This window comes from uncultured Anaerococcus sp. (assembly GCF_963510575.1).
GTDB lineage: Bacteria > Bacillota > Clostridia > Tissierellales > Peptoniphilaceae > Anaerococcus.
The window spans coordinates 1-11,848 of record NZ_CAUPFR010000050.1; the positions used below are offsets into that span (position 1 = coordinate 1).

13 protein-coding genes are annotated in these 11,848 nt (G+C 30.1%); all 13 read left to right on the forward strand.

All coding sequences use genetic code 11. The features are described 5' to 3' along the window. The coding region (locus RQ907_RS04995; protein WP_311492286.1) for a polyprenyl synthetase family protein at nt 1-415 on the forward strand (415 nt) is incomplete at its 5' end. An 8-nt stretch (nt 416-423) separates the two neighbouring features. Beyond that, nucleotides 424-876, forward strand: a complete 453-nt coding sequence (locus RQ907_RS05000) for an arginine repressor (RefSeq protein ID WP_311492287.1) — start codon at nt 424-426, stop codon at nt 874-876. Then, the gene (gene recN, locus RQ907_RS05005; protein ID WP_311492288.1) at nt 876-2,564 is read left to right on the forward strand and encodes a DNA repair protein RecN; all 1,689 of its coding nucleotides are present in this window, start codon (nt 876-878) and stop codon (nt 2,562-2,564) included. The genes RQ907_RS05000 and recN overlap by 1 nt, the downstream gene beginning before the upstream one ends. Beyond that, the gene (locus tag RQ907_RS05010; protein ID WP_311492289.1) at nt 2,557-3,105 is read left to right on the forward strand and encodes an NUDIX hydrolase; all 549 of its coding nucleotides are present in this window, start codon (nt 2,557-2,559) and stop codon (nt 3,103-3,105) included. The genes recN and RQ907_RS05010 overlap by 8 nt, the downstream gene beginning before the upstream one ends. Beyond that, entirely contained in the window at nt 3,095-3,793 is a 699-nt protein-coding gene (locus RQ907_RS05015; RefSeq protein ID WP_311492290.1) for a segregation/condensation protein A, read from the forward strand. The genes RQ907_RS05010 and RQ907_RS05015 overlap by 11 nt, the downstream gene beginning before the upstream one ends. Beyond that, nucleotides 3,790-4,314, forward strand: a complete 525-nt coding sequence (gene scpB, locus RQ907_RS05020; RefSeq protein WP_311492291.1) for an SMC-Scp complex subunit ScpB — start codon at nt 3,790-3,792, stop codon at nt 4,312-4,314. The genes RQ907_RS05015 and scpB overlap by 4 nt, the downstream gene beginning before the upstream one ends. Then, the gene (locus RQ907_RS05025) at nt 4,304-4,999 is read left to right on the forward strand and encodes a pseudouridine synthase (protein WP_311492292.1); all 696 of its coding nucleotides are present in this window, start codon (nt 4,304-4,306) and stop codon (nt 4,997-4,999) included. The genes scpB and RQ907_RS05025 overlap by 11 nt, the downstream gene beginning before the upstream one ends. A 27-nt stretch (nt 5,000-5,026) precedes the next feature. Further along, on the forward strand, nt 5,027-6,241 hold the full coding sequence (locus RQ907_RS05030; protein WP_311492293.1) for an NAD(P)/FAD-dependent oxidoreductase: 1,215 nt from the start codon (nt 5,027-5,029) through the stop codon (nt 6,239-6,241). Beyond that, entirely contained in the window at nt 6,238-6,891 is a 654-nt protein-coding gene (gene cmk, locus RQ907_RS05035) for a (d)CMP kinase (protein ID WP_311492294.1), read from the forward strand. Before RQ907_RS05030 ends, cmk begins: the two co-directional genes overlap by 4 nt. After that, nucleotides 6,881-7,492: a lysophospholipid acyltransferase family protein gene (locus RQ907_RS05040; protein WP_311492295.1), complete on the forward strand. Its 612-nt coding sequence runs from the start codon at nt 6,881-6,883 to the stop codon at nt 7,490-7,492. The genes cmk and RQ907_RS05040 overlap by 11 nt, the downstream gene beginning before the upstream one ends. Further along, entirely contained in the window at nt 7,473-9,542 is a 2,070-nt protein-coding gene (locus RQ907_RS05045) for a bifunctional 4-hydroxy-3-methylbut-2-enyl diphosphate reductase/30S ribosomal protein S1 (protein ID WP_311492296.1), read from the forward strand. Before RQ907_RS05040 ends, RQ907_RS05045 begins: the two co-directional genes overlap by 20 nt. A gap of 55 nt (nt 9,543-9,597) precedes the next feature. Further along, nucleotides 9,598-10,953 carry a tRNA (N6-isopentenyl adenosine(37)-C2)-methylthiotransferase MiaB gene (gene miaB, locus RQ907_RS05050; RefSeq protein WP_311492297.1) on the forward strand — a complete coding sequence of 452 codons (1,356 nt, stop codon included), beginning with the start codon at nt 9,598-9,600 and terminating at the stop codon, nt 10,951-10,953. Nucleotides 10,954-11,093: 140 nt separating this feature from the next. After that, on the forward strand, nt 11,094-11,848 hold a 755-nt coding region (locus RQ907_RS05055), incomplete at its 3' end, for a V-type ATPase subunit (RefSeq protein ID WP_311492298.1).

The following is an 11,848-nucleotide window of genomic DNA, read 5'->3' on the forward strand; positions in this document are numbered from 1 at the left end:
GGCATACATATTAGAAAGGTCATCAAGATTTGGTATGATTGAAGGTCAGGTATTGGATTTAAAAGGAGATTCTTCCTATGATTTGTCCTATGTGCTAGAAGTTTATAAGAAAAAGACATCGGATTTGTTCAAGGCTGCCTGTGTATCTGCAGCGATTGTAACAGGGCAAGATGAAAAAAATTGTCAAAAAATCGAGACTTTTGCAGAAAATTTGGGTCTAGCTTTTCAAATCCAGGATGACTTATTAGAAGAAACATATGATGATGAACTAAATATTCTAAACGTGAAAAGCTTAGTTGAAAGTAAAAAATTATTAGAAGAGGTTAATAATAAGGCAAAAAAATCTATACTTGATTTTGAAAACAGTGATGTTTTATTGTATTTAATAGATTATCTAACAAGTCGAAGTTACTAGGGGAAATTATGAAAAAATATACAAGACAAAGATTAATATTAGATATTATTCAAAATAATGATGTCAGAACACAGAGCCAACTTTCTGAAATTTTAAAAGCTCAAGGAGTTGATGCTACTCAGGCAACTATTTCTAGGGATATTAAAGAATTAAGAATTTCTAAAGTTCAAAGTGATGACTATGAGTACAAATATACAGTTGTTGATGCAGTATATGATACTTTAACAGAAAGAATAGAGAAAATTTTTAAGGAAGCTGTTCTTTCAGTAGAAATATCAGCCCAACTTGTTGTTATTAAAACAATTTCTTACTGCGCAACAGTTTGTGGACAATATATAACCAATGCGAAGTTAGACAATATTGGTGGAATGGTAACAGGTATAGACACAATATTTATCACACCTAAAGACTTTGAATCAATTGAGAATCTCGTAGAAGATATTAGGTCACTTGTTAAATAATGTTAGCTGAGCTTTATATAGATAATTTTATCATTATAAAAAAAGATCATATTTTCTTTGAAGATGAATTTAATGTTTTAACAGGAGAGACAGGTTCAGGTAAATCTATTATCCTTGAAGCTATTAATTTGTTACTAGGTAAGAGGGCTAGCAAGGATATTATCGGAAATTTTAAAGACCAAACTATAATAGAAGCTGTTTTTATATTAAAAGAAAATCTGCTTAAAAAATTAGAAACTTTTGGCATAAGTTTTGATAATAACCAATTAATTATTACAAGGACCATAGATAAAAATACATCAAGCATTAGGATTAATGGTAGATTATCAAATATTAATATATTAAAAGAAATCGGCGATGATTTAATTGATATTTATAAGCAAGGTGATTCTAATATTTATATGAATAAGGCTAATTATATAGACCTAATAGATTCATATCAAAATGATGAAAAAACAAAAAATATCAGAAGTGACTTGGCAAATCTTTTTAAAGAAAAGACTGATTATCTAAGAAGATTTAAAGATTTTGACCTATCAGATGAAGAATTGAGTAGGGAAAGAGATTTATTAAACTACCAGATTGATGAGATTGAAAGTATAGATTTATTTAATATTGATGAAGAAGAGTTAGAAAGTGAATATAAGAGATTAACAAATATTTCTAGCCTTAAAGAAGGATTTTACAAGATGCTTGAGCTTCTTGATTCGAGTGATTATGATAGTCCATCGGCAAGTAAGATATTAAATGAAGCTGCCTCAAGTATTGCCGATTTTATTTATATTGACAAAAAATCTTCCGAACTTTATAATAGGTTAGTCGCCTTATCTGATGAACTTGATGATATTTATTCAGATGCAGATTCGTATGTGGATTTTTTATCAACAGATCCTGAAAAATTAGAAACTCTAGAAGAATTGAACAAAAAGCTGTTCGATTTAAAAAGAAAATATGGCAATAATATTGATGAGATAAAAACATATTATCAATCAATGAAAAAAAGACTTGAAGAATTAGATCAAATAGATGATTTGAGAAATAATTTGTCTGATATTTTAGCTGATATTGATAAAAAAATGCTTGCAAAAGCTGAAGAAATCCATGAAATAAGACTTAAAAAAATACAAAGTCTTGAAAAATCTTTAAATAAAGAAATAGTGGAATTAAATATAAAAAATGGTAAATTTAAAGTCGACCTTAGAAAAAAAGATGATATTGAAAAAACAGGATTTGACGATGTTGATTTTTTAATAAGAACAAATAAGGGCGATAATTTAACATCTTTGACAAAAACAGCTTCTGGTGGCGAAATATCCAGAATTATGCTTGCATTTAAAGAAGTTTTTGCGAGTTATGATGATATTGATACCATGATATTTGATGAAATTGATACAGGTATTAGTGGTAGAACTGCACAGATTGTTGGGGAAAAGATATTAGATTTATCTAAGAGGAGACAAGTTATTGCAATAAGTCACCTGCCTCAAATAGCATCTATTGCTAATAACCATATTCTAATTAGCAAAGAGGACGATGGAGAATTTACAATTTCTACTTCTAAAAATATTAAGGATGATGAAAGAACTCTTGAAATAGCAAGACTAATTGGTGGGGTCGACATAACACAAACTACAATAAAATCAGCCAGAGAAATTTTACAAATGGCGGAGGATCTAAGAAATGAATGAAGAAAAGTTTTATGAAAAAACAATAAAATCAGATACTATCTATGATGGTAAAATACTTAAGCTAAGGGTAGAAACTGTTGAACTTGAGAATAAAAGATATTCTAAAAGAGAAATAGTTGATCACCAAAAAGGTGTAGGTATTATTGCTTTTGATGGACCTGATAAAATTTGGATGGTGAGCCAATATAGAAAGGCTATTGATAAAGTTACCTTGGAGATACCAGCTGGTCTTGTAGATCCAGGAGAATTGCCAATAGAAACAGCTAAAAGAGAACTCCAGGAAGAAGTAGGATTTTACCCAGAAAAAGTAAGCTATTTATTTGATATGCATGCTTCTCCAGGTTTTACTAATGATAAATTATCCTTCTTTTTGGCAGAAGATTTAGTTGAGAAACCTCTAGACCTAGATGAAGATGAAAATTTAGAGTGTAAATCATACTTAGTTACTGACCTTTATCAAATGGTAGAAAATGGGGAAATAACTGACGCTAAGACCATTATAGCCATTTTTTATGCCCTTAGAAAAATAAATGAAGCTTAATATCAAGCTTGAAGACTTCGAAGGTCCCTTTGATCTTTTGTTAAAACTTATTGATAGGGATAAAATTGATATATATGATGTGAAAATAGAGGAAATTACAAATCCTTTTTTAGAAGAGATGGCAAAGATGGATATTGATATTTCCATGCTATCAGAGTTTATCTATACATCCTCAATTCTTTTAACTATCAAGGCAAATAAACTTTTGCCCAAGCCAGAAAATGCTGGATTAGAAGAGGACTTTCTTTCCTACCTTATAGAGTATAAAAAAATAAAATCGGTTCAGGATGATTTTAAATTTCTTGAAGAAGAAGCTAGAAAGATTCACGTAAAATACCAAGAGGACCTTTCAACTTTTCAGAATGAAAGCCTTGTTATAGCCCAGGATGTAGATATCCTTTATAATGAATTTTCAAAACTGATAAAAAGGCTAGAAAAAGAAAAAAAGAGTGAAGAGAAAATATTTGAGCAGGTAAAAATACCTGATGTAAATTCTTATCTAATCAGCATTAGGAAGACTTTAAATTTTTCAAAGGAATTAAATTTAGTAGACATCACTAGAAGAATCAATTCTAAAGCAGAATGTATAGCGACTTTCCTAGCTTTGCTTGAGATGGTAAGGCTAAATGAAATATATATAAAACAAATAGAGTTGAACTCATTTAAAATTATCAAGAGGGTTAAATGACGGATAAGTACTTAAAAGGCCTTATAGAAGAGGTTTTGTACGTATGGGCAGAGCCTATAAGTATTGAAGAATTAAGTAAAATTTTATATGATTTTTCAAAGACCGAATTAAAAAATTCTCTTGAAGAAATGGTAGAAGAAAGAAATAGCCAGGAAAGTGGTCTAATAATTAGGAATTTTAACAATTCATACCAATTTACTACTAGAAAAGCAAGCGATAAGTATTTTGAATCACTTCTTTCAAAATCTGAGAAAAAATTAACCAATTCTACTTTAGAGACCCTATCCATAATTGCCTACAAACAGCCGATAACAAGAGTTGAGATAGACAAAATAAGGGGAGTTAATTCCCAATCAACCATAGATTCACTACTAGAAAAGAAATTGATTGCCGAAAAAGGCAGGCTTGATAAGATTGGAAAACCAATTATATATGGAACTACAGATGAATTTTTACAATATTTCAATTTAAGCTCTTTAGAGGAATTGCCTGAAATAAGGACTGAAAAAAATGAGAATTAATAAGTTTATAGCTAATTCTGGCTTTACTTCTAGACGAAAAGCTGATGATTTAATTATCCAAGGCAGAGTTAAAATAAATGGACAAACTATATATGAACCAGGTATTCAAGTTGTAGATGGCGATAAGGTTGAAGTTGAAGGAAAGCTTTTAACAATTGAAAAGAAATTTTATATTAAGTTATATAAGCCTGTTGGGTTTATAACTTCTAATTTTGACCCATATAATGAATTGGATTTGAATGATTTACTTGATATTGACAAGAGATTTTTTGCTGCTGGAAGGTTAGATAAGGATAGCGAAGGGCTTTTGATTATAACAAATGATGGAGAATTTACAAATAATCTAATCCATCCAAAGTTTAAACTTGACAAGGAATATATAGTAAAGATTGATAGGAAATTGAGAGCTAGCCAAGAAAAAAAATTTGAAAAGGGCTTAGATATTGGTAATGGGGAAAAAACTTCAGATGCAAAGCTAGAATATTTAGGAAATAACACCTACAGTGTTATTATCCATCAAGGTTTTAATAGGCAAATTAGAAGGATGTTTAAGGTTCTAGGAGCAAGGGTAATTGAACTTAAGAGAATTAGAATAGGAAAAATTTTTCTAGGAGATCTTAAGGAAAAAGAATACAAATATTTTAGTAAAGATGAGTTAAAATTTGTAGATGAAATGATAAGATAGGCAACTATCTTTTTTTGTGGGATAAATATGAAAAAAATTGGAATAATTGGTGGGGGTCCAGCTGGCTTAATGTCTGCGATTTTTGCCAAAAATGAAAAAAATGAAATTACAATCTTCGAAAGAAACGATGATATAGGTAGAAAACTCTTGATGACAGGTGGAGGCAGGTGCAATATTACAAATGATGCTTATTTTGATGAGTTTTTAGACAAGGTCATCACAAATAAGAAGTTTATTTATTCTGCCTATACAAAATTTGATAATTTTGCCTTAATTGATTACCTAAATTCCAATGGTTTAGAAACAATTACTGAAGAAGCTGGTAGGGTTTTTCCAAAATCTCAGAAAGCAAGAGATGTCATTAATTTTTTCAAATCAAAGCTTAAAGAAAAATCTATCGTTCTAAAGACAGGTACAAAAATAAATAAAGTATATAAAGATGATGTTTTTTATATAACAGATCAAAATGAAAAAACATATAAATTTGATTATTTAATTATAGCTACAGGTGGAAAATCATATCCAAAAACAGGGTCAGATGGTAATGGGTATAATCTTGCCCTTAAACTAGGTCATAAAATAGTTGAACCCAAGGCTGTTCTTGTGCCAATCTTCATAAGAAATAAACTAAAACTCAAAGCTCAGTCTCTTAAAGATATAATAATTAAAGCAAAGACAAATGACGGAACATATAGTCAAAGTGGTGATATTCTTATTAGTGAAAATTTTATAACCGGACCAGCAGCTCTCAAGCTAAGTTCATTCATCCGAGATAAAAAAATAAGGGAATTGTCTATAGATTTTTTGCCTAACCTAACTTATAATGATTTAGAAAACAAAATTATAAACTTATTAAGTTCGAATCCAAAAAAAAGCATAGGAAATGCACTAAAATCGCTTTTAAATCCATCTATTCTAGAAGAAATTTTTAGGCAAGTAAAGATAGATTATAATATAAAAGCAGGTGAATTTTCTAAAGAAAATAGGAAATTATTAGTAGAAAAAATCAAAAATTTTGATTTGGAATTTGATAGGTTGGGGTCTTTTGAATCTGCTGTTGTGACTAGAGGCGGGATAGATTTAAGTGGAGTAAATCCTAAAAATATGGAATCAAAATTAGTAGCTGGATTATTTTTTGTAGGGGAAATTCTAGACATAGATAGCCTTACAGGTGGTTTTAATTTACAAATCTACTTCTCAACAGCCTACGCAGCAGGAACATATATTAAGGAGAACACATGACATATATTATTGCAATTGATGGACCGAGTGGATCAGGAAAATCTACTGTATCTAAAATATTGGCAGATAAATTAAATATAGAATACTTAAATACAGGTCTTATGTATAGGGCTGTAACAAAATTATTTTTAGACATGGGCTTAGATGAAGGAACTGACGAGGCCATTTTAAAAGATTTATTAAATAAAATAACTATTGAATTTAGGGAAAATAAGTTATTTTTAAATGGAATTGATGTTACAAAAGATTTGAGGAATGATGAAGTGACTGCGAATGTTTCTTGGGTATCAGCTAGGGATTATGTGAGAGCAAAAATGGTAGATCTTCAAAGGAAAATAGCAGAGAATACATCTTTTATCCTTGATGGTAGAGATATTGGAAGTGTAGTTTTTCCAAATGCTAAATATAAATTTTATCTAACAGCATCAGCCTTAACAAGAGCTAAAAGGCGTTATGACCAAGGAGAATCTGAATTATCAATAGAAGAGATTGAGAAAGCTATAATTAAAAGAGATGATTATGATTCGAATAGGAAAGTTTCACCATTAAAGGTTGCAAAAGGCGCTATAGTAATTGATAGTTCAAATTTAAATATAGATCAGACAGTAAGTAAAATCTTATCTTATATGGAGAAAAAAGATGTTTTATAGGGTAGTTGTAGCGATTTTGAGAGTGCTTTTTTTTCCTTTCTATAGGGTGAGGGTTCATGGTATAGAAAATATACCCGAAAACGCAAATATCATCGCCTGTGCTAATCATTGGTCAGAACTAGACCCATTTTTCCTTGCCTTATACCTTCCTATAAAATTTAATTTTATGGCAAAAAAAGAATTGTTTGAAATACCAGTTATCAGAAATATTTTAAAAGCAGCTGACGTTTTTCCAGTAGATCGTCAAGGCAATGACCTAAAAGCCCTAAGACATGCAATAGGACTTATAAAAGATGGAAAAACTCTTGGAATTTTTCCTGAAGGAACCAGGGTGAAAAAAATATCTAGAGAATATATGCACGAGGGTGTTGGTTTTATTGCACTTAAAGCAAACGCAGATATTTTACCAATAGAAATTGTTACAAACTACAAATTGTTTTCTAGAGTAGATATTTATGTTAAAAACCTAATTCCGGTTGAAAAATATGCTGGTGTGAAAAATAAAGAAGCTATGAAAATGATTTGCGATGAGGTCTTTAAAGACATTTATGAACATAGAAATATTTTAGAAAGAGACAAAAATGGAAATAATAATTGCTGAAAATTCTGGATTTTGCTTTGGTGTAAAAAGAAGCGTAGAACTTGCAGAAAAAGCTTTAGAAAGTGAAAGGCAAACTTATTGCTTAGGTCCATTAATCCATAATCCCCAATTAGTTGAATCTTTTAACCATAGGGGACTTAAGGTAATAAACCATGATGAAGCATTAAAAATCAAAGATAGTTTGATTGTTATTAGGGCCCATGGAGAGGAAAAAAATTTTAAAGACAAGCTTATTGAAAATGGAAATGAACTTTATGATGCAACTTGTCCGGTTTTAAATAGTATTTATAAAAAAATAATTGAAAAGGAAAAAGAAGGTTACCAAGTAATAATTGTTGGAGATAAAAGACATCCAGAAATAATTGCTATGGACTCTTGCATAAATCATGGTATAATAGTTGAAGATGAGACTGAAGCAAAAAATATTAAGAATTATGATAGGCTATATGTGGTGAGCCAAACCACTAAAAGGCTAGAGTTTTTCAGAAATATTGCTAACAAGTTAGAAGAAAATAATGATAGTGTAGTAATAGAAAACACAATCTGTAATGCTACTAAATTAAGGCAAGACTCCGCAAAAAAACTTGCGAGTCAAGTGGACTGCATGATTGTAGTTGGTGGTTTTAATAGTTCTAATACAAACAAGTTATACCAAGTAGCTAGTTTGTTTTGCAAAAATGTTTTTAGGATTGAAACTGTTAAAGATCTACCTTTGCAAAAGCTCTCTAAATTTAAAAAATTAGGAATAATCGCAGGAGCGTCTACGCCTGAGTCGATTATCGAGGAGGTAGTAAGTAGTATGGATGAATTCACAAAAGAAGAATTTATGAACAGTCTGGAGAATAGTTTAAGAAAGATTTACCCTAAAGAGGTAATCACAGGTACTGTAATCAATGTTAAAGATGATGAGGTATTTGTTGACATTCAATATCGTGCAGATGGTATTGTTAAACTAGACGAAATGACTGAAGAAGAACAAAAAGATCCAAAAAACAGTTTTGAAGTTGGAGATGACATAGATGTATATGTTATCAAATTAGATGATGGTGAAGGCAATGTTTGTCTTTCTACAAGAAGAGTAGAAGGAATGAAAGCTTGGAAAGAGTTATCTGACAAATTTGAAAATGAAGAATTAGTTCATGGTAAAGTTACAAGCTTTAATAAAGGTGGCCTAACTGTTGAAGTTAATGGTGTAAATGGATTTGTTCCAGCTAGCCAAATAGCAACATACTTTGTTAAAAATTTAAAGAAATTTGTTGGTGAAGAATGGGATCTAAAGATTATCAGCATCGACGAAAGAAAAAATAGATTAGTTTTATCTAGAAAAGATGTATTAGAAGCAGAACTAGATGATCTTTGGGATGAACTAGAAGAAGGCCAAGTAGTTAAGGGCAAAGTTGCTAGATTAACTGACTTTGGTGCATTTGTAGAAGTTAATGGTCTTGATGGATTACTCCACGTTTCTGATATAGCATGGACAAGAGTTGAACACCCATCTGATGTACTAAATGTTGGAGATGAAATCGAAGTTAAGATTCTAAAATTAAACAAAGATAAAAACAGAATCTCTCTTGGACGTAAACAACTTGTTGAAAAACCATTCGAAAAGTTTGTTAATGAACATGAAGTTGGTGATGTAGTTGAAGGCAAGGTTGTAAACCTACTTGACTTTGGTGCATTTGTAGAAGTTGCTGACGGTGTTGAAGGTCTAGTACACGTTTCTGAAATTTCTTGGGAACATGTAGAAAAACCATCAGATGAATTAAACGTTGGTGATACAATCCAAGTTAAAATAATTTCAATTGATAAAGACGAAGAAAAAGTTGGACTTTCAATCAAAGCTCTTAAAGAAGCTCCAGAAAGACCTGAGAGAAAGCCAAGACCACAAGCTAGAACCAATGACAGACCAAGAAGAAAAGTTGAAAGAGATAACTCTAAAGCTTTCGGAGATGATGATTTAAATAACAACCTTGGTGATATGCTTGCACAAGCTTTATCAGCACAAGGATCAGATGATTTATTAGAATCAATCGAAGAAGACGCTGAGTAAAATAAGAAGCAAAAGGAGATGATATAATCATCTCTTTTTTTACTTAAGGAGTAGCATGGTAAGTAAAAAACTAGAAAAATATAGAGATTATTTTAAGGGTAAAACCTATAATATTACAACATTTGGTTGCCAGATGAATGAGCACGACTCTGAAAGAATATCATATATCTTAGAAGATTTAGGATACACTTATGAAGAAGATAGGAAAAAAGCAGATTTTATTTTGTTTAATACTTGTCTTGTTAGAGAAAATGCTGAACTTAAACTTTATGGTCAGGTATCATCATTAAAGAAAATAAAAGAGCTTCATCCTGAAAAGATTATAGCTGTCTCAGGATGTATGATGCAAACAGAAGTAGCTAGGCAGGTTATAATTGATAAACATAGGGAAGTAGATATTATATTTGGTACAAAAAATATTAACTCACTTTCAGATTTGATTTTTAGGTATCTTGAAACAGGCGAGAGAGTAGTAGACATATCTACAGACAATGTTAAAGATGATTTTGTAAAATACAATACACCTAACCATTTCCAGGCCTATGTAAATATAATGACTGGTTGTGATAACTTTTGTTCTTACTGCATAGTTCCCGAATCTAGAGGAAGAGAAGAATCAAGAAGACCTTCATCAATAATTGAAGAAGTTGAGTATTTAGTTAATCAAGGTTATAAGGAAATAACTCTTTTAGGCCAAAATGTAAATTCGTATGGTAATAAGGCTGATTTTAAACATACTTTCCCTGAACTATTAGAAAAAGTTGCACAGATTCCAAACTTAAAAAGACTTAGGTTCACGACAAGTCACCCTAAGGATTTATCAGATGAGTTAATTGAAGTTATAAAAAGAAATGATAATATATGTAAGTATTTCCATCTTCCATTACAATCTGGTTCAGACAAGGTGCTTAAAGATATGAATCGCAAATATACTCAGGAAAAATATTTGGAAAGGGCTAGGAAATTAAAGGAAGAAATTCCAGAAATTGCTATTTCAACAGATATTATAGTAGGATATCCAACAGAAACTGAGGAAGATTTTGAAGAAACACTTAAAGTTTGTGAAGAGGTCGGTTATGACACAGCTTTCACCTTTAAATATTCTCCAAGACCAAAGACAAGAGCAGCAAAATTGACACCAATAAATGATGAAATAGTTCAAGACAGGTTTGATAGATTGTTAGATGTCTTATATCCAATTTTTAATGAGAAAAATAAAACTTATATAGGAAAAACTGTAGAAGTCTTGTTAGAATCAGAAAGTAAAAATAAACCAGAAGTATTAACAGGCAGGACGGATGATTATAAATTAGTCCATGTAAAGGCAGATAAAAGCTTAATTGGAGAGTTTGTAAAAGTAAAAATTACCGATAATACATCCTTTACTATTTCTGGCGAATTAGTAAAATAATTTTCCCCAGTATAGCTGGGGTTAAATTTTCATAGATTTTTTCTCAAAGCAGCTTATATATTATTTATAATATATATTTTGAAAGCTTTTTTTATAAAAAACAATAGGGTACAATAGATTGTGTCAGGAAAGGAGGTTATATGAAAGATGTTTCTGTAAAAGCTAAGGCAAAGTTAGGGAAACTTTTGGATGATTATTTGCTTGAAAGAACCATAAATGAGAATGATATAGGTAGAAAAATTTCTTATTTAAAGAAGAATTATGAATTTTTAGATGAAAATGACAGCAAGCTCGTTGTTGAAGAAAAACTATACAACTATTTTTATAAACAAGAAAAATCTATTGAATTCTTTTTAAGAGGATTAGAAAAGAAATTTTATCAATTATATTTTTCGATTTATAAAATTTATTTGATACAAGAAATAATTACAAGTATCTTAAATAAGTCTCTAAAAGAAAATTATAAATACTTTATTAACAGTCCATTTTTTGAAGATATGGAACTTTCACCTAATTTTTCTCTAAAAGATTTTGTAAACTCAATTAAAGATAAACATATAAAAAGAGTTCTTGAACCATTTTTAAATGAAAACATGGACCAGGATCAAGTGATATTTTTATCTTCTAATGCGCTTATTAAGTTATACTACAGGGATTTATTAAAAATCAGTGAAAAATTTCCTAATACTGAATATAAGCATATCAACAAATATTTAGCTGAAGAGATAAATTTGTTGAATTTCGAAATGCTTTACAGGTTGAAATCATTTTTTGAAATAAATAATAATGATGTTTTTAACTACCTTATAGAGGGTGGATATCTGTTTAATGCAGTGAGACTTAGAGAGATATCTAATCTCAATAAGGATGAATTTATAGAGTATTTTTCTGATAG

Coding starts and splice junctions, on each gene's coding strand:
- RQ907_RS05000 (WP_311492287.1), top strand. CDS start 424: ATGAAAAAATATACAAGACAAAGATTAATATTAGATATTATTCAAAAT.
- recN (WP_311492288.1), top strand. CDS start 876: ATGTTAGCTGAGCTTTATATAGATAATTTTATCATTATAAAAAAAGAT.
- RQ907_RS05010 (WP_311492289.1), top strand. CDS start 2,557: ATGAATGAAGAAAAGTTTTATGAAAAAACAATAAAATCAGATACTATC.
- RQ907_RS05015 (WP_311492290.1), top strand. CDS start 3,095: ATGAAGCTTAATATCAAGCTTGAAGACTTCGAAGGTCCCTTTGATCTT.
- scpB (WP_311492291.1), top strand. CDS start 3,790: ATGACGGATAAGTACTTAAAAGGCCTTATAGAAGAGGTTTTGTACGTA.
- RQ907_RS05025 (WP_311492292.1), top strand. CDS start 4,304: ATGAGAATTAATAAGTTTATAGCTAATTCTGGCTTTACTTCTAGACGA.
- RQ907_RS05030 (WP_311492293.1), top strand. CDS start 5,027: ATGAAAAAAATTGGAATAATTGGTGGGGGTCCAGCTGGCTTAATGTCT.
- cmk (WP_311492294.1), top strand. CDS start 6,238: ATGACATATATTATTGCAATTGATGGACCGAGTGGATCAGGAAAATCT.
- RQ907_RS05040 (WP_311492295.1), top strand. CDS start 6,881: ATGTTTTATAGGGTAGTTGTAGCGATTTTGAGAGTGCTTTTTTTTCCT.
- RQ907_RS05045 (WP_311492296.1), top strand. CDS start 7,473: ATGGAAATAATAATTGCTGAAAATTCTGGATTTTGCTTTGGTGTAAAA.
- miaB (WP_311492297.1), top strand. CDS start 9,598: ATGGTAAGTAAAAAACTAGAAAAATATAGAGATTATTTTAAGGGTAAA.